The 14,526-nt window shown below is 68.4% G+C and carries 22 protein-coding genes; 6 read left to right on the top strand and 16 right to left on the bottom strand.

Going from position 1 to position 14,526, the window contains the following annotated elements; genetic code table 11:
• Positions 1 to 101: 101 nt before the first annotated feature.
• The 4 genes from MQE23_RS28890 to MQE23_RS28875 all read right to left on the bottom strand — a co-directional run bounded on the left by MQE23_RS28890 (position 102) and on the right by MQE23_RS28875 (position 2,164).
• A complete protein-coding gene (locus tag MQE23_RS28890; RefSeq protein WP_243380665.1) occupies positions 102 to 404 on the bottom strand; it encodes a hypothetical protein in 303 nt (100 codons plus the stop codon).
• A complete protein-coding gene (locus MQE23_RS28885) occupies positions 404 to 1,141 on the bottom strand; it encodes a GntR family transcriptional regulator (RefSeq protein WP_243380664.1) in 738 nt (245 codons plus the stop codon). The genes MQE23_RS28890 and MQE23_RS28885 overlap by 1 nt, the downstream gene beginning before the upstream one ends.
• Complete coding sequence (locus MQE23_RS28880) at positions 1,138 to 1,362, bottom strand: hypothetical protein (RefSeq protein WP_243380663.1); 225 nt, start codon at positions 1,360 to 1,362, stop codon at positions 1,138 to 1,140. The genes MQE23_RS28885 and MQE23_RS28880 overlap by 4 nt, the downstream gene beginning before the upstream one ends.
• A 523-nt stretch (positions 1,363 to 1,885) precedes the next feature.
• On the bottom strand, positions 1,886 to 2,164 hold the full coding sequence (locus MQE23_RS28875; protein ID WP_243382794.1) for a hypothetical protein: 279 nt from the start codon (positions 2,162 to 2,164) through the stop codon (positions 1,886 to 1,888).
• Positions 2,165 to 2,242: 78 nt separating this feature from the next.
• Between MQE23_RS28875 and MQE23_RS28870 the strand changes: the two genes are divergently transcribed.
• Together MQE23_RS28870 and MQE23_RS28865 are read left to right on the top strand one after the other, a co-directional pair.
• The gene (locus tag MQE23_RS28870; protein ID WP_243380662.1) at positions 2,243 to 2,998 is read left to right on the top strand and encodes a GntR family transcriptional regulator; all 756 of its coding nucleotides are present in this window, start codon (positions 2,243 to 2,245) and stop codon (positions 2,996 to 2,998) included.
• 53 nt (positions 2,999 to 3,051) lie between these two features.
• Positions 3,052 to 3,300, top strand: a complete 249-nt coding sequence (locus MQE23_RS28865; RefSeq protein WP_243380661.1) for a hypothetical protein — start codon at positions 3,052 to 3,054, stop codon at positions 3,298 to 3,300.
• Positions 3,301 to 3,725: 425 nt separating this feature from the next.
• On the opposite strand, the gene MQE23_RS28860 is transcribed toward MQE23_RS28865, so the two are convergent.
• The 3 genes from MQE23_RS28860 to MQE23_RS28850 are packed head-to-tail and all read right to left on the bottom strand — an operon-like array spanning position 3,726 to position 5,012.
• Positions 3,726 to 3,995, bottom strand: a complete 270-nt coding sequence (locus tag MQE23_RS28860; protein WP_243380660.1) for a carboxymuconolactone decarboxylase family protein — start codon at positions 3,993 to 3,995, stop codon at positions 3,726 to 3,728.
• Between the two features lie 49 nt (positions 3,996 to 4,044).
• A complete protein-coding gene (locus MQE23_RS28855; RefSeq protein ID WP_020270393.1) occupies positions 4,045 to 4,365 on the bottom strand; it encodes a multidrug efflux SMR transporter in 321 nt (106 codons plus the stop codon).
• Positions 4,362 to 5,012 carry an NAD(P)H-dependent oxidoreductase gene (locus MQE23_RS28850; protein WP_020270394.1) on the bottom strand — a complete coding sequence of 217 codons (651 nt, stop codon included), beginning with the start codon at positions 5,010 to 5,012 and terminating at the stop codon, positions 4,362 to 4,364. Before MQE23_RS28850 ends, MQE23_RS28855 begins: the two co-directional genes overlap by 4 nt.
• Before the next feature lie 112 nt (positions 5,013 to 5,124).
• On the opposite strand from MQE23_RS28850, the gene MQE23_RS28845 reads away from it, so the two are divergent.
• Entirely contained in the window at positions 5,125 to 5,679 is a 555-nt protein-coding gene (locus MQE23_RS28845; RefSeq protein WP_020270395.1) for a TetR/AcrR family transcriptional regulator, read from the top strand.
• Between the two features lie 237 nt (positions 5,680 to 5,916).
• On the top strand, positions 5,917 to 6,876 hold the full coding sequence (locus MQE23_RS28840; RefSeq protein WP_243380659.1) for a D-2-hydroxyacid dehydrogenase family protein: 960 nt from the start codon (positions 5,917 to 5,919) through the stop codon (positions 6,874 to 6,876).
• A gap of 159 nt (positions 6,877 to 7,035) precedes the next feature.
• Here MQE23_RS28840 and MQE23_RS28835 read toward each other — a convergent pair whose 3' ends face one another.
• The 5 genes from MQE23_RS28835 to MQE23_RS28815 all read right to left on the bottom strand — a co-directional run bounded on the left by MQE23_RS28835 (position 7,036) and on the right by MQE23_RS28815 (position 9,190).
• Complete coding sequence (locus tag MQE23_RS28835; RefSeq protein ID WP_020270397.1) at positions 7,036 to 7,320, bottom strand: hypothetical protein; 285 nt, start codon at positions 7,318 to 7,320, stop codon at positions 7,036 to 7,038.
• 145 nt (positions 7,321 to 7,465) lie between these two features.
• Positions 7,466 to 7,738, bottom strand: coding sequence for a hypothetical protein (locus MQE23_RS28830; RefSeq protein WP_020270398.1), 273 nt, complete (start codon positions 7,736 to 7,738; stop codon positions 7,466 to 7,468).
• Between the two features lie 253 nt (positions 7,739 to 7,991).
• Positions 7,992 to 8,270 (bottom strand): hypothetical protein, encoded by a 279-nt coding sequence (locus tag MQE23_RS28825; RefSeq protein WP_243380657.1) that lies wholly within the window; start codon positions 8,268 to 8,270, stop codon positions 7,992 to 7,994.
• Positions 8,271 to 8,424: 154 nt separating this feature from the next.
• Positions 8,425 to 8,694: a hypothetical protein gene (locus MQE23_RS28820; RefSeq protein WP_020270401.1), complete on the bottom strand. Its 270-nt coding sequence runs from the start codon at positions 8,692 to 8,694 to the stop codon at positions 8,425 to 8,427.
• Between the two features lie 232 nt (positions 8,695 to 8,926).
• Positions 8,927 to 9,190, bottom strand: a complete 264-nt coding sequence (locus MQE23_RS28815; RefSeq protein ID WP_020270402.1) for a hypothetical protein — start codon at positions 9,188 to 9,190, stop codon at positions 8,927 to 8,929.
• A gap of 377 nt (positions 9,191 to 9,567) precedes the next feature.
• On the opposite strand from MQE23_RS28815, the gene MQE23_RS28810 reads away from it, so the two are divergent.
• On the top strand, positions 9,568 to 9,861 hold the full coding sequence (locus MQE23_RS28810) for a chaplin (protein WP_037667349.1): 294 nt from the start codon (positions 9,568 to 9,570) through the stop codon (positions 9,859 to 9,861).
• Between the two features lie 94 nt (positions 9,862 to 9,955).
• Here MQE23_RS28810 and MQE23_RS28805 read toward each other — a convergent pair whose 3' ends face one another.
• The 4 genes from MQE23_RS28805 to MQE23_RS28790 form a co-directional block, all read right to left on the bottom strand.
• Positions 9,956 to 10,822 (bottom strand): tyrosinase family protein, encoded by an 867-nt coding sequence (locus tag MQE23_RS28805; RefSeq protein WP_037667351.1) that lies wholly within the window; start codon positions 10,820 to 10,822, stop codon positions 9,956 to 9,958.
• Positions 10,806 to 11,300, bottom strand: a complete 495-nt coding sequence (locus MQE23_RS28800; RefSeq protein WP_243380656.1) for a tyrosinase cofactor — start codon at positions 11,298 to 11,300, stop codon at positions 10,806 to 10,808. Before MQE23_RS28800 ends, MQE23_RS28805 begins: the two co-directional genes overlap by 17 nt.
• 195 nt (positions 11,301 to 11,495) lie before the next feature.
• Entirely contained in the window at positions 11,496 to 12,068 is a 573-nt protein-coding gene (locus MQE23_RS28795) for a hypothetical protein (RefSeq protein WP_243380655.1), read from the bottom strand.
• Between the two features lie 244 nt (positions 12,069 to 12,312).
• The gene (locus MQE23_RS28790) at positions 12,313 to 13,014 is read right to left on the bottom strand and encodes a hypothetical protein (protein ID WP_020270407.1); all 702 of its coding nucleotides are present in this window, start codon (positions 13,012 to 13,014) and stop codon (positions 12,313 to 12,315) included.
• Between the two features lie 403 nt (positions 13,015 to 13,417).
• Between MQE23_RS28790 and MQE23_RS28785 the strand changes: the two genes are divergently transcribed.
• Positions 13,418 to 14,503: a hypothetical protein gene (locus MQE23_RS28785; RefSeq protein WP_037667365.1), complete on the top strand. Its 1,086-nt coding sequence runs from the start codon at positions 13,418 to 13,420 to the stop codon at positions 14,501 to 14,503.
• Positions 14,504 to 14,526 lie beyond the last annotated feature (23 nt).

The following is a 14,526-nucleotide window of genomic DNA, read 5'->3' as shown; positions in this document are numbered from 1 at the left end:
CCGCATGACGCAACGGAGGGAGAAGCCCGGTGCACAACCGGACTTCTCCCATACGAGGGCGGGTGTTTATGACCAAGGAAGGCACGGTTTGCGACCGCTGCCTAGGAATGGTGAGGTTCGCTCACCGCAAGGAGTTGACCGCGGCTGGTCGCAACGCGGAGTACGTCCCGCAGAGCCCCCGTCAGTTCCTTCGCCAACCGTCGCAGGTCTTCCGGGCTCGCCTCCGGGTCGACCAGGGTGTCCGACGCCTGCTCCAGCAGCTCTACTGCCGTTCCTAGTTGCACCGCTTCGATGTTGTCCGCCAAGCGAGACATGTATCCGCCGTTGGCGTCGGTGCTCAGGTAGCAGGGCTTGCCCTCCCGTCCTGACCATGGGAGTAGCCGCAGTTTGTTGGGTACCGTCATTACTTCTGCCTCTCGTCGGTCACATGGTGAGTGGTGAAGACGGCGTCAATGCGGTCCCCCGGGAACACCAGAAGCGCGGCCTCGACGACTCTCCCGGTCGTGTCGGTCGCGATGCGTGTGATGGCGAGGACTGCCACGGCGGAGCCGATCCGGAGGGCCGATGCTTCGTCCGGTGATGGTGGGCGGGCAGATACGGTTTCGCGGACAACCGCCGGCGGCGAGCTCAGAACGGCAAAGCGCGTGGCCGTTTCCCGCCACGAGGAGTCGTCGTCCAGCACTCCTGCCGGTGCCAGGTCGCGCGGGATATAGATGCGGGCCAACCCGTGCGGCGACTCCCCCTCGTGGCTGATGCAGACGAACTCGGCGAGAGGACTGCCCGTCGGCACTGCCAGCAAGGTCGTCAGGTGACCTTGCGCCGGAACCGTGTTCGTGCGAACGGTGACTCTCAGGGCCGTTTCAGCGGCGGTCCACGGGTCCAGCGTCCCCCATCCGCCGACATAGGTGATCTTGCGGGATGGATGACGAGCGAAGTTCCCCCTGCCGTGGATCTTCTCGACGAGGCCTTCTGCCTGAAGCACGGCGAGGGCTCTCCGCAGCGTCACCGTGCTGACCTTGTACCGGTCGGCCAGGCCGGCTTCTGACGGAAGACGTTCGCCGGGCTTGATGCGGCCGGTCGTGATTTGGTGCCGGAGATCCTCGGCGATGTCTTGATGGCGTGAAGGCACGGACCCGATCACCGCCTTCTCTGGACACGAACGGCGGCGAGGCGGGTTCGCGCGTGTATGGTCAGCAGCTCGCCAGACTCGAAGAGGAGTCGCTTGCCGCCTTGGGGTAGCTGGATGAGATCGCTCACCCGGCATGCTGTGCCGCCGAGTTGGATGACGTCGCCGCGCTGCACGGTGGTCGCCGTGACCTCGACGTTGGATGCCAGCGCGCCGCCAGGAGCCCAGCCGCTCACCGCTCCACCTCCGCGGGCGTCGAGTGGCGGGACGCCGAGTGACACGGGCAGGCGCATGTCTCGACGACCACCGGCAGGTCGATGGGCGCAGGGACCGGGGAGGACTCCGCGCAAGCAAGATGGGTGCCGATACGGCAGGCGGTCGACCGGTAGGGAACAGCCGAAACCTCGGTGATGCCGGGCTGTTGGCGAGGAGTCATCAGCTGACTCCTGCGAGGGACGACCAGGCTTCAGCGGGAAGGTGCGAAGCGACTACCACCTCGCGCGGTCGTACTCGACCCTCCCAAGCCAGCACGTACGGGCGGACGAGCGCGTTGTCCTCCCCCGCGAGCGGGTGACGGTGGCTCGTGGTGTCGGGAGACCGGCCCAGGAGGACCGTCGACGCGTCAGCGGACGCAGGGAGAACGGGGGTCTCCAGCGGTCGGGACGGCCGTAAGGGGCGGCGGTGCCTGCCCTTGGGGAAGTACCGCGCTCTGGCGAGCGAGGCGGCACGGCGGATACGGTTGAGCACGCTGCTCAGCTCCTATCGCTGATAGCTCGGTCCCCCGACATCGCCCGTCGTGGGGACCGCTTTGTTTACGACCGCCCAGAGAGTGCGGTCGTTCAAGCTGGTGGCGAGGAGCCCGAACCGATCGGCCTCGACCACCACTTCCAGGACCTCCCGCCATAAGTCGGCGGAGAGCGATTCCGGCACCTCCGCTTGGACCGACGTGTACCGGTCGTGCTCCTCCACGCGTGCGGGAAGTCCGAGGTCGGACAGTCGGGCAGCGATGGCTGCCGCGCTAACTCCCGAAGCGGGCACAGGGCAGCCTCCGTCACCGGCGATCACTTTCAGTGAAGCTAGTTAACTAGATTAGAGCTAGTGGACTAGATTTTCCATATGCCTGAGCAGCCGCCCTATCTCCGTATCGCCGACGAACTCCGGCGGCGGATCGCGGAGCACGTATGGGAGCCAGGGGACCGCCTGCCGTCCCGCGCCCAGATCGGCCAGGAGTGCGGCGTGGGCGAGAACGTTGTCCGCCGGGCTCAGGAGCTGCTGATTTCCCAGGGTGTGCTTGAGGGCCGCGCCGGTTCGGGCACGTACGTCGCCGAGCCCCGACAGCGGGTCCGGGTAGTCCGGTCATCGGCCCGGGAGCAGCCCAGCGGATCGCCCTTCCGAGCGGACATGAAGGCGGTGGGCAGGCAAGGAGATTGGGAGAGCCGGACCGAAGCCAAAGTGCCGGCTCCGGCAGACATCGCTGCGCGGCTCGGCATCGCCGAGGGCGACCTGTGCGTCCGGACCGCGTATGAGTTTCTGGCAGACGGCAGGCCGGTGCAGCTGTCGACGAGTTGGGAGCCGTACGACCTCACCGCCGGCACGCTCGTCGTTCTCCCCGAGGGAGGGCCGCACGCCGGGGCGGGAGTCGTGAACCGCATGGCCGCGATCGGCGTCACTGTCGGCCACGCCGTGGAACAGCCGGAGCCGAGGCAGGCGACCGCCGAGGAGGCGTCACTTCTCGGTATCCAGAAGGCCGCACTCGTGACGCACATCCGGCGGACGTACTACAGCGACGACGGGCGCCCCGTCGAGACAGCGGACATCGTGGTGCCTGCCGCCCACTGCGAGATCGTCTACGAGATCCCGATCAACCGCTAGCTCCCCCCAACACGGCGACCTCCAGCTCGACGTGCCAAGTAGGGTCCCCAGGCATGACCACTTCTCCTGATCACGTCGACAGCAGAGAAGACCTGGCAGCCTTCGTTCGCTCCTTGCGTCGCAGTCACGCCGAAGACGGAAGCTCATGGGAGAACGCGGACCTTCCGAGTTTCCTGGGCGCTCTGGCCGCCTGGATGGATGACGCGGACGGCTGGTACCGCAACACCGGCCAGGAGTTGCCGCCTGGCGGTGACTGGGCGTTCTTCGCGCGAGCTCTGCAAGCAGCGACGACGTACGAGTAGTCCGAGCCGCGTCGAATGCGTGTCGAAGTCCATACAATGACGCGCGCTGCACGATAAGAAGAGCAGGTCAGCCAGGGCGTGGCACGCTACGCACCAAGCGCCTTCTAAGCGCCTGGCCACAGGTTCGAGTCCTGCCTGGGGCTTGGCCCGCCAAATGCGCGCCGTCGCTCACGCGCCCCTGTCGCTTCGAGGGGCGCCCGCCGAAGTGGGCGCCCCTCTTCCGGTGTGGTTCTGCGATGGGTGTCAGGGCCTTATCGGAAGGAGCCGGCTACCAGGCCGGTGGCAACGTTCACGCGATTCCAGGCGTTCACCGACGCGATGGCCATCACGAGGGCGGCGAGCGCATCCGGGGAGAAGTGACGGGCGGCGGTGTCCCAGACATCATCGGGGACGCCCTTGGGGTTGTCCGTTATCCGCGTGACCGCCTAAGCGAGCGCCAGCGCGGCCCGTTCCCGGTCGGTGAAGAAGGGAGTGTCCCGCCACGCGGCGACCGACCACAGTCGTTCGTTGGTCTCGCCCGAGTCGCTGGCCCGGTGTGAGTGTAAGTCGACGCGTACCGAGCAGCCGTTGATCTGGCTGACACGCAGTCTGACGAGTTCCAGGACATCGTTCGGAGCAGAACTGTCGTGGAGGAACTCTTCCATCGTGGACAGGGCCTGGTACCCACGTCCGGCGACCTTGTACACGTTCGCCATATGAGGTTGCATTTTGATCCTTTTCTTTCCTCGGTTTGCGCGGGGGTCCCTACTCGGGGGATGTGACCCGCGCCAGGGCAACTCCAGCAACGATGAGCGCCAGTGCGGTGACGCGGCCGACGCTCACCGGGTCCTTGTGGACCGTGATGCCGAGAGTGATGGCGCCGATCGCGCCGATTCCGGTGAACACCGCGTACGCCGTGCCCACCGGCAGGCCCTGCATCGCCAGCGACAGCAGGTAGACGGCGACGGCGGCGAGGAAGAAGCAGGTCAGGGTGGGTAGCGGCCGGGTGAAGCCCGCCGTGGGCTTGATGCTCTGCGACCAGGCCACCTCCACGGCACCGGCGGCCAGCAGCAACAGCCAGCTCACAGAGTGCCTCCCAGCGTCCGGGCAGCGGCGAGGGCGGCCGCGCGGGAGTCGTCGTGCTGAGCGCGGCGGGCCGTCAGGGCAGGGTCGACGAGGGAGTTGACCAGTTCGGTGCCGACGAACGCGACGTCGTCGACGGCGTAGTGCCCACGGACGAAGTCGCGCAGGTACCGCTCCTGGTGGTCGTATGCCTGTCGTGGCGTGCCGGGTCCGTACGCGCCACCGCGGGCATACGCGACGACGAAACGCCGAGGCGCCAAGGACATCTTCGGGAACGTCACCTGGTCGATCCACGCCTTGAGGGAGGCGGGAATCGAGAAGTTGTACATAGGCGTGGCCATCAACACCACGTCCGCGGTGACCAGTTCGGCCAACAGGGGCTCGACGACGGCCCAGGACTCGGCCTGGGCCTGAGTGCGGACCGCCTCCCGGTACCGGTGGGGGTCGGTGATCTGGTGCTCCAGGACGTAGTCACACAGCTCGGTCCACGCTTCGTCGATGTGCGGGACGGGGTCGAGCGCGAGGTCGCGGTGGAGGTAAACGCCGTCCGGGTGCACCGTTCGCCAGGCGTCGGCGACGGCGTCGCCGAGTTCGCGGCTGAAGGAACGGCGGCGTGGGCTCGCGTCGAGGTGCAGCAGGGTGGAGCTCATGAGGGCGCCTCCAAGGGTCAAGTGAAACGGACACGGTGTCCGGTTGCACGGTCGAAGACTAGCAACTGGACGGGCCGTCCACTTATTCCGGAGAGGGCCTTAGGCTGACCCCGTGACCAAGGAACGTGCCGATGCCGCTCGCAACCGGGAGAAAGTGCTCTCCGCCGCGTCAGAGTTGTTCGCCGCGAAGGACCCGCGCACCGTCACGATGGAGGACATCGCCCGGGCCGCCGGCGTGGGGCGGGGGACGCTGTACCGGCGGTACCCGGACGTCGCCTCCATCGCCACCGCGTTGCTGGACGAACACGAAAAGGCCCTGCAACACGAGTTGCTCCAGGGCCCGCCGCCGCTGGGCCCGGGAGCGCCGCCGCACGAACGGCTGGCCGCCTTCTACACGGCCATGGCCGAGCTGCTCGACCAGCATGTCCACCTGGCACTCGGCGCCGAGACCGGCGCCAGGCGGTACGCAACCGGCGCATACGGCTTCTGGCGCGCCCACGTCCTGGCTCTCCTCCGCGAGGCCGACGTGGGCGACCCTGACGCACTGGTTGACACCCTGCTGGCCCCGCTGGCGCCCGACGTCTTCGCCTACCAACGCGAGCGCGGAGTCTCGACCGCCCGCCTGACCGCCGCGCTCACCGAACTCGCCCGCGTCCTCGACCGCTAAGGTGACCACCCCGTGCCCGACGAGCGACCACGGCCGCCACGGCTTGCGGCGGCGCACCGCGGCACGGGTGGAGTGCAGCAGAGGAAGGCCCGGGGTCGCGGCCAGTACCGCCGTCGCGACCACCGAGGCCACAAGGAAGCCGACCGACCGGTCGGGTGACCGGGACAGGCTTCCCGCGGCGCCGCCCAAGCGCGATCATGGTCGGAAACCCATCGTGGGCCGAGGAAGGGGCATGACGTGCGGCTGCGCTGTGCTGTGCTGGACGACTTTCAGAGGGTGGCGACCGAGGTCGCCGACTGGTCGCCGGTGGCCGACGAGGTGGAGGTCGTCTCCTTCGACACCCACCTGGACGGCGAGGACGCCCTGGCCGCGGCCCTGGCCGACTTCGACATCGTGGTGACGCTGCGGGAGCGCGTGCCCTTCCCCGGGTCGCTGATAGCCCGCCTGCCCCGGCTGAAACTGATCGTCGCCTCCGGTATGCGCAACTCGGTCATCGACTACGCGGCCGCCGAGGAGCACGGCGTCACCGTGTGCGGCACCGCCAGTTCCTCCACCCCGCCCGTGGAACTGACGTGGGCGCTGCTGCTCGGCCTCGCCCGTGGCCTCGTCGAGGAGAGCAACACCCTGCGCTCCGGCGGCCCCTGGCAGTCCACCGTCGGCGCCGACCTGCACGGCAGCCGCCTCGGGCTCCTCGGACTGGGCAAGATCGGCAGCCGCGTGGCCCGGGTGGGTCTCGCCTTCGGCATGCACGTCAGCGCGTGGAGTCAGAACCTCACCGAGGAGCGCACCGACGAGATCGGCGTCGAACTCGCCCCCTCCCGGGAGGACCTCCTCGCCGGCAGCGACTTCGTCTCGATCCACCTCGCGCTGAGCGAGCGCACCCGCGGGCTGCTCGGCCCCGCCGAACTCGCCCTCCTCAAGCCGACCGCGTACCTGATCAACACCTCGCGCGCCGCCATCGTCGACCAGGAAGCCCTCCTCGCAGTCCTGCACGAGGGCCGGATCGCCGGCGCCGGCATCGACGTCTTCGACATCGAGCCCCTGCCCGCCGGCCACCCGATGCGCACCGCCCCCCGCCTCCTCGCCACCCCGCACCTCGGTTACGTCTCCCGTGCCAACTACACGACGTACTACGGGCAGGCGGTCGAGGACATCCGTGCGTTCCTCGCGGGTGCACCGGTGCGACGGCTGCCTTGACGCCCGTCCGGAGCCGCGCCCCGTTTCCGCACCGTCCGGGTGAAGACACGGAGATGGCCGGGACCCGGTAACGGGTCCCGGCCGGCCACCGCTGTGAGCGGTGGATTCACGCCACGGACGGCGACGTGAACAAGGGCGCCTCGACTGCCTCGTTGAACTTCAGGACTGCTTGCCAGGGACGACGACGTTGCTGACGCAGGTGACCTGGCTGTGCGAAGTCGGACAGGTCTGCGTCGACTCGTTGGCGAAGCGGACGGTGCCGTCCTTGGCGGTCGTGATCTTGTACGTGTCCCCTTGCACGCAGCGAATCTGTCCCCGGCCGTCGTCCACGCACTTGCCGGGGCCACCCTGGGCGGCGGCCTGGGCGGTACCGGCCCCGATCAGAGCGAGGCTCCCCAGGACTCCGGCTGCCGCTGTAGCTGCGATCTTCTTCGAGTTGAGCATCTACTTTTCCTTTACGGTCGACCCCGTGACTGGACGGCGGGGTCGTTCCGGACGCTTGGGCCGACAAAGAAGCCAGACGACAGGCCCCGGGGCTCGGACCACCTGGTTCGAGCCCCGGGGCCTGCCTAGATCACCTGATCAGTGATCACTTGCCACCGAGGATGAAGTTCTGGGAGCAGGTCACGGACTCGCGCTCGCTGTTGTCCTGCTCGGACCAACCGAGGATGCCGAGCGAGATGTTGACGTCGTCGATGTTGATGAGGCCCTTGGTCGAGTCGTTCTGCTCACACGACTGGTTCTGCTTGTTCTCCAGCTTGACCTTCTCGTCCCCGTCCGCAGCGTGGCCGGCACCGGCCCCCAGGAAGCTGACGCTGCCGAGCATGGCCATGACGACCGCGGCCTTCTGGTAGTTGCGCATTACTGCTCCGTTCTTGAGTGGACACAACCCGTGATGGGTTGGTCACCGACAGTCGCCAACTGTAGGTGACCCTGGTGCGGCTTCTAACGGGCGAAACGCCCACTCGCGCAAGTTTCTTGAAAAAATCCGCGTTTAACGCGGTGTTGCTTGTATCGGATGGCCGAACCCGGCTGGCCACTTCCGGCAACTACCGCTAAGGCAGTCCCTGCCCACGAGCCGATCGCGCCCGCATCGACCGACGAGGCGTCAGAACCTACCGCCGAGGGGGGACGACGCTGTCGACACACGTGACCTGACCGTGCGAGGCCGGACAGGTCTGCGTCGACTCGTTACTGACGCGGACGCCGCCGTCCTTGCCCTCGGTCACCTTGTACGTGCTCGTCTGCACACAGTAAACGTGGCCCTTGCCGCCATCGACGCACTTGCCGGGACCGCCTTGGGCGGCGGCCTGGACCACTCCGCCGCCGATCAGAGCAAAGCCCCCCAGGACTCCGGCTGCCGCCATCACTGCGATCTTCTTCGAGTTGAACATCTGCTTCTCCTTCAGAGTCGACCCCGCGAGTGAACGGCGGAGTCGTTCCGGACCTGTGGATCGAACGGAAGTCACACAAGCGGGCCCCGGAGCTCGGACACATGGTCGAGATCCGGGGCCTGCTTCAAATCATCTGATCAGCGCTTGCGGATGATCAGTGCTTGCCGAAGCTCTGGGAGCAGGCCAGAGACTCCTTCTCGCTGTTGTCCTGCTGGGACCAGCCGAGGATGGCACCGACCGAAACGTTGACGTCGTCGAGCTGGATGAGCCCGGTCTGCGCGTCGTTCTGGGCGCACGCCTGGTTCTGGTCGTTGTCGATCTTGACCTTGTTGCCCCCGTCCGAGGCGTGGCCGACGCCGGCACCCAGGAAGCTGACGCTGCCGAGCATGGCCATGACGACCGCGGCCTTCTGGTAGTTGCGCATTACCTCTCCGTTTCTCGAGTCGACACAATCCGTGATGGACTGGTCACTGGCAGTCATAAGCGTAGGCGATGTTCGGGGCTTTTGATAGGCAAAACGCCCAATCGCGTAACTTTCCTGAAAAAACACATTGTGTCGTTGTTGTGCAGGTCTCGTGCGACCGGCGACAGAACAAGGGCAGGCCCCGGGGTTCGGACACGTGGTCGAACCCCAGGGCCTGCCCTGGATCACTTGATCAGTGCTTGCCGAAGCTCTGGGAGCAGGCCAGCGACTCCTTCTCGCTGTTGTCCTGCTGAGACCAGCCGAGGAGGCCGACCGAGACGTTGACGTCGTCCAGCTGGATGAGCCCGGTCTGCGTGTCGTTCTGGGTGCAGCCCTGCTTCTGGTCGTTGTCGAGCTTGATCTTGTCCCCGTCCGAAGCGTGGCCGACGCCGGCACCCAGGAAGCTGACGCTGCCGAGCATGGCCATGACGACCGCGGCCTTCTGGAAGTTGCGCATTACCTCTCCGTTCTCGAGTCGACACAATCCGTGATGGACCGGTCACTGTCAGTCGCAGACTGTAGGCGAAGATTGGTTGGTTTTATACGCAAAACGCCCAATCGCTTAACTTTCCAAAAAATCCCACTGCGACCCCGCTGCGCCGACACCGAGCGACCGCCCTGCCGCGTCGCGCGCCGGACAAGGGGGGAGGCCGCCTTCGCCGCGACCCGGCTGGGCACGGGTCGTGCGGGAACAACGCCCGTACGGCGGAGCACCAGTTCAAAAAGGGTGATCCGGAGAAAAACCTCGTTACCGGTCAGGGGTCCTCGCGTTGAAACGGGCAGTGCGGTCGCGCGTACTGCTGCCGCACTCACCGAGTCACTAAGGAGAACGTGATGTCTCGCATCGCGAAGGTTGGCGTTGTCGCTCTCGGCACGAGCGCTGTGGTGCTCAGTGGCGCCGGTCTCGCCGCGGCGGACGCCGGCGCCAAGGGCGCTGCCATCGGCTCGCCCGGCTTCCTGTCCGGAAACGTGGTTCAGGTGCCGGTCCACGTGCCGATCAACGTGTGCGGCAACACCGTCCAGTTCGTCGGCCTGCTCAACCCGGCTATCGGCAACACCTGCAAGAACGAGGGCCACAAGAAGGACGACCACAAGAAGAGCAGCAAGAAGAGCGGCCACCGCCACTGACGTCTGCTGTCTGCCCCGAGAGCCCCGGCCCCCCCGAACGCCGGGGCTCTCCCATGCCGGGGTGAGAAACCTCGGCGTGAGAGTCCTCGTCACCTCACGCGTACCGGTAGATCCGGCCGACGTCCTCCAGTACGTCCGGCGTCACGTCCCACGGAGGCAGGCTCTGGTGCCGTGCCACGATCCGGCCGTGCTGCCCGTCGCCGGTGCCCGGTGGTGCCGCGGGAAGGTAACGGGCCCCGCGGTGCCGGCGCTGCCAGCGGTACCACTGCAGGTCGACGAAGGCGTGGTGCAGCCAGAACACGGGGTCGTTGACGGAGGCGCCGCCGAGCATGTCACCGCCGACCCAGCCGTGCACGCGGTTGTGGTTGCGCCAGGACGTGCCGCCCGCGCCGGTGCCCCAGCCCTCCAGTTTGTTGCGGAACCCCCGCGTGACCGTCGAGTCCCAGGGCGCCACGTCGTAGACGGGGTCCTTCAGCGCCCACTCCAGTTCGCTCTTCGTGGGCAGGTCGATGGGGGAGCGACGGCGGCCGAGGTCCCGGGTGAGGAACACCGCATCGGTCACGGCCACCTTGATGGGCCAGTTGCCCTCCCGGTAGGCGAACGGACCCGTCATCACCTGGTGGTCGGAACGGCGTCCGTTGCCGCCGAGGAGGTCCGCCGTCCAGGGTGCGGAGGTGGTCGTGCGGTAGCGCGTCCAGTCCCAGTACGGCACGGTCACCGAGGAGTCCACCCGGCGCAGCGCGCGCTCCAGATCGAGCAGGAACCGGCGGTGCCAGGGCAGGAACGAGGGCGCCATGTGCGCGGCGCGCAGGCCGTGTTCACCGTCGGAGGAGAAGTACTCGACGTGCATCCGCACGAACTCGTCGTACTCGCCCCGCCGTTTGACCTCCAGCAGCGCCTTGACGAACCGCCGCTTCTCGGCCTTGGTGAGCGTGCCGGCATCCCTACGCACGTACGCCATGCCGGTCCCCCGTGTGCACGTGCCCCGCGCCTGCTGGTTCCGGATCCAGGTCACGCAGCCGTCGGCCGGGGCCGAGTTCGTCGACGGCGGCGCGGGCGGCCTCGAGCGGTGACCGGTACGAGCAGTAGTGGTCGACCATGCTCAGCCAGGTGCCGTCGGCCCGGCGCATCAGATGCAGAGGGCGGCCGTCCACCGTGACGTGCCACCGGCCCTGCTCGGCCGAACCGCCCGACGGGATCCACGTCACCCGGATGCGGCGGTTGCGGTAGGTCTGGTCGACAGCGGTGTCGCCCGGGGCGTTCCCGGGTCCGGGGCGCTGGAGCCGGAAGGCGGCGGCCACCGGGGCCGCCAGGGCCGCGGCGAAGGCGAAGGCACGCAGACCGCGCGTCACCTCCCGCCGCGTGCTGCCCGCCGGTCCGGGTTGCGCCGGGGCCGGCGCCCCGCCCCCCGGCGGTCCTCCGCCGATGCTGACGACCATGTCCACTCCTCGTCCGGTTCCGGTGTCGTAGCCGTAACCGCCGGACGTCCCGCGCGGTCACCGCCGCGCGGCCAGACAAGTGATCGCCGGCGTCCGTCCCGGCGGGGAGCGGGTCGCGTCACCGGCCGGACACACGCGGAGGGCCGGCCCTCGAACTGTCCGAGGACCGACCCTCCGTACGACGTGGTCCCAGCTCTAGAACCACAGGTTGCCGTGCACCGGCTTGGCGTCGTTGACCGCGGAGGCGGCGTTCTTCGCCGTGTGGACCAGCGACTCCTTGCCCTGAGCGCTCACATCGAGGGGAACCCTGGTGCTCACGCCGCCGGTGAGGTCGGTGGACGCCAGGTCGCGGGTGTTCTCGGCGGCCGGAGCAGGCTGCGGAGCGGGGGCCGGCTGGGCAACCGGAGCAGGCTGCGGGGCGGGGGCCGGCTGAGCGACCGGAGCAGGCTGCGGAGCGGGCTGAGCAACCGGAGCGGGCTGGGGGGCGGGGGCCGGCTGAGCGACCGGGGCCGGCTGAGGGGCGGGGGCAGGCTGGGCAACCGGGGCGCTCTGAACAGCCGGAGCGCTCTGGGCGACGGGCGCGCTCTGAACCGGAGCAGCCTGAGCAACCGGAGCACTCTGGGCGACCGGAGCGGCCTGCACGTCCGGAACGCTCTGAGCGGCCGGAGCGCTCGGGGCGACCATGGCGTCCTGGGCGAACGCGGGTGTGGCGGAACCGGCGGCGATCAAGGACCCGGCAAAGACGGCGGCAGCCTTCAGAGACTTCATCGTGTTCCTTTCTTCGGCAACGCGCGTCGCCGGAGGGGATTCTGTCGCCGTGCCTAACGAGCCCTGGCCTGGGCGGAAACCGGAGACGCCCAAGATTGCCGATACCTCATACGAGATCTATTAACAGACCGGGTCGCGGAACGGAAAGGAACCGGAGGAATACGAGAAGCCGCGCGGAAAGAAGAGCGGAAGGAACGACAGTCGTGGCGCCGCTCCGTGAGGCCGGCACCACGACTGGACAGGCTCAGGAGGGCGGCGACAGCAGCGGCGTCAGCACCGTGGCCTTGGGGTACGTGACGGCCGCGGGTGCCGACGTCGACGACGTGCTGGGCGATGTGCTGGACGACGTCGACGCAGTCGACGAAGCGGGCTCGTCCTGAAGCAGCAGGTCGCCTCCGAGCAGTGCGTCGAGGAGATCGTCCACCCCGTTCAGCAGGTCGTCGACGGAGGGAAGGATGCCGCCGACACCAGAGGTGATCGCCTGCAGGAGACCGTCGACAGCCCCCAGTACGAGGTCCAGCAGGTCGGTCACGGGGTCGGCGGCGCGCCGCTCGGGCACCCCGGACACCAGGGCGGGCAGGGCCGGCAGGGCGGGAGCCGGCAACAGTACGACCGTCGACGTCGCCGGGGTTCGCGCGTCCTTGCCGGCCGCCTCGGCCAGGGCGGCCTTCGCTTCGGCTCCGAGCTTCCTGGCCTCGGCCGCGGGCAGTCGGCCGTTGCTCCGGAGCACGGCGTTCAGCAGGTCGGCGACGGGGGTGAGCTCGCCCCAGTTGAGTTTCTCGATCTGCGCGAGACGCCTGTCCGCGCCGGGAAGCCGGGTGTCGGGCGCCACATGAGCGTGCCCGCGGGCCGAGTCGGCCGCCATGGCGACGGGGCCGGTGATACCGACCAGAAGGGCGGCGCACAGGGCGCTGGACGCGATGCGCCGTGCGGGCAGAGCACACATGGAGATTCCTTTCGACGGCGTTGGATCTTGAGCCCACCGTGAAAGCGCCCGTGCCTTCCCGCAACCGCTCATACGCTTTTCGGGATTTAACAATTCCCCCATTCGCCGCGCCCACCCTGATCAGACGGTATGTCAGGGCGTCCCCTCGTCGGCCCCTCCCGGAGTAAGGCACCGGGCTCCCCCGGGTGGAGGCGCCGGGCCGGCATCAAAGGCGGCGGCCGGAACCGGCGAGGACTTGCGGTTTCACGATTCCGACACACTTGTCAGACTTCACCGAATTTCTTCGACTATGTCCGATTGTTGACTAGAGTTGCGAACCGCCCGACGCACTCCTCAGCGCGGACACATCGCACTCGTGGCGCTGCCGCCACGGCCACCTGTTCCGAAAGGGCAACGACCGGTCATGCGCCATTCTCTGGGCCCCGTGTTCCGCCGCGCGACCGTGGGCGTCCTGGCCCTTGCCGCCATGTGGGCGGCCGGCGGTTCCCCGGCCGCCGCGCCGGCCGCCGCGCCCGCACCGGAGGCCGAGAGCCTCGCCTTCGCCGAGCGGTACCGCGCACTGCAGCACGGCGGCATCGTGCGCGCGGCCAACGCATCGATCACCTGCCGCACGGCCCAGAGGCCTGCGTGCCCGGACGCCCAGGCAGGCGGGTCCGGTGTGAACGGCGACTTCGACATGTTCTACGTCGACGTCGACCGCGACCCCAACACCTACAACTCCTCCCGCGCGGAGGTCCGCCTCCCCAACGGCTCCCGGGTGACGTACGCGCGCCTCTACTGGGGCGGCAACCTGCGCGTGGGCGAACAGAAGCCGCCGCAGGACAACGGGCGCGTGCTGGTCGCCGAACCCGGCGGAGAGTACAAGGAGTTGGTCGCGGACACCACGGTCGGACACCGCGTGGCCGACGGCATGGACGCCTTCCAGGCCTCGGCCGACGTGACACGGCTGGTGCGGGAGGGCGGGCCGGGCCTGTACACCGTGGCGCAGATCAACATCGCCATGGGCAGATCGACGGCCGGGGCGTGGGGTGGCTGGACGCTCGTGGTGGTCTACGAGAACCCGTCGGAGCCACTGCGTCACCTCGCGCTCTGGGACGGCTTCACCCCGCTGAGGTCCGGTGCGGCACAGGAGATCCGGATGACCGATCTCGGTTTCGCCGCGGGCGCTTGGGGCCGTGCGGGCCTGGTGACGTACAACGGCGACCGCGGCACCACCGGCGACTCGCTCACCGTGACGACCGGCCAGTCCGAGTCCGCCCTCGCCAATGCCGCCAACCCCCAAGGCGACGTCCTCAATTCCACCATCAGTGAGCCCGGGGCGGATGCGGCGCGCGTGCCCGCGTACGCCAACAACCTCGGCTACGACTCCGACGTGTTCGATCTCGGAGGCCTGCAGCACGCCGGTGACCAGGCGACCTTCCGGCTCCACTCCCAGCAGGACGCGGCGTGGGCCGGCGTGCTCTTCGTCGCCGTGGACGCACGGCGGTGACTCTGTCGCCGCCCGCCCCGAAC

This window comes from Streptomyces sp. HP-A2021 (genome assembly GCF_022807935.1).
GTDB classification, from domain to species: Bacteria; Actinomycetota; Actinomycetes; order Streptomycetales; family Streptomycetaceae; genus Streptomyces; species Streptomyces afghaniensis.
Note: the sequence above shows the minus strand (reverse complement) of the source record. Positions and strands in the feature narration are given on the sequence as shown.

Bases quoted from the DNA above. Each gene is read 5' to 3' on its own strand.
- MQE23_RS28815 (WP_020270402.1), bottom strand. From the start codon at position 9,190: ATGCGCAACTTCCAGAAGGCCGCGGTCGTCATGGCCATGCTCGGCAGC.
- MQE23_RS28820 (WP_020270401.1), bottom strand. From the start codon at position 8,694: ATGCGCAACTACCAGAAGGCCGCGGTCGTCATGGCCATGCTCGGCAGC.
- MQE23_RS28890 (WP_243380665.1), bottom strand. From the start codon at position 404: ATGACGGTACCCAACAAACTGCGGCTACTCCCATGGTCAGGACGGGAG.
- MQE23_RS28790 (WP_020270407.1), bottom strand. From the start codon at position 13,014: ATGTGTGCTCTGCCCGCACGGCGCATCGCGTCCAGCGCCCTGTGCGCC.
- MQE23_RS28850 (WP_020270394.1), bottom strand. From the start codon at position 5,012: ATGAGCTCCACCCTGCTGCACCTCGACGCGAGCCCACGCCGCCGTTCC.
- MQE23_RS28865 (WP_243380661.1), top strand. From the start codon at position 3,052: ATGACCACTTCTCCTGATCACGTCGACAGCAGAGAAGACCTGGCAGCC.
- MQE23_RS28825 (WP_243380657.1), bottom strand. From the start codon at position 8,270: ATGTTCAACTCGAAGAAGATCGCAGTGATGGCGGCAGCCGGAGTCCTG.
- MQE23_RS28810 (WP_037667349.1), top strand. From the start codon at position 9,568: ATGTCTCGCATCGCGAAGGTTGGCGTTGTCGCTCTCGGCACGAGCGCT.
- MQE23_RS28860 (WP_243380660.1), bottom strand. From the start codon at position 3,995: ATGGCGAACGTGTACAAGGTCGCCGGACGTGGGTACCAGGCCCTGTCC.
- MQE23_RS28830 (WP_020270398.1), bottom strand. From the start codon at position 7,738: ATGCGCAACTACCAGAAGGCCGCGGTCGTCATGGCCATGCTCGGCAGC.
- MQE23_RS28785 (WP_037667365.1), top strand. From the start codon at position 13,418: ATGCGCCATTCTCTGGGCCCCGTGTTCCGCCGCGCGACCGTGGGCGTC.
- MQE23_RS28835 (WP_020270397.1), bottom strand. From the start codon at position 7,320: ATGCTCAACTCGAAGAAGATCGCAGCTACAGCGGCAGCCGGAGTCCTG.
- MQE23_RS28805 (WP_037667351.1), bottom strand. From the start codon at position 10,822: ATGGCGTACGTGCGTAGGGATGCCGGCACGCTCACCAAGGCCGAGAAG.
- MQE23_RS28795 (WP_243380655.1), bottom strand. From the start codon at position 12,068: ATGAAGTCTCTGAAGGCTGCCGCCGTCTTTGCCGGGTCCTTGATCGCC.
- MQE23_RS28870 (WP_243380662.1), top strand. From the start codon at position 2,243: ATGCCTGAGCAGCCGCCCTATCTCCGTATCGCCGACGAACTCCGGCGG.
- MQE23_RS28800 (WP_243380656.1), bottom strand. From the start codon at position 11,300: ATGGTCGTCAGCATCGGCGGAGGACCGCCGGGGGGCGGGGCGCCGGCC.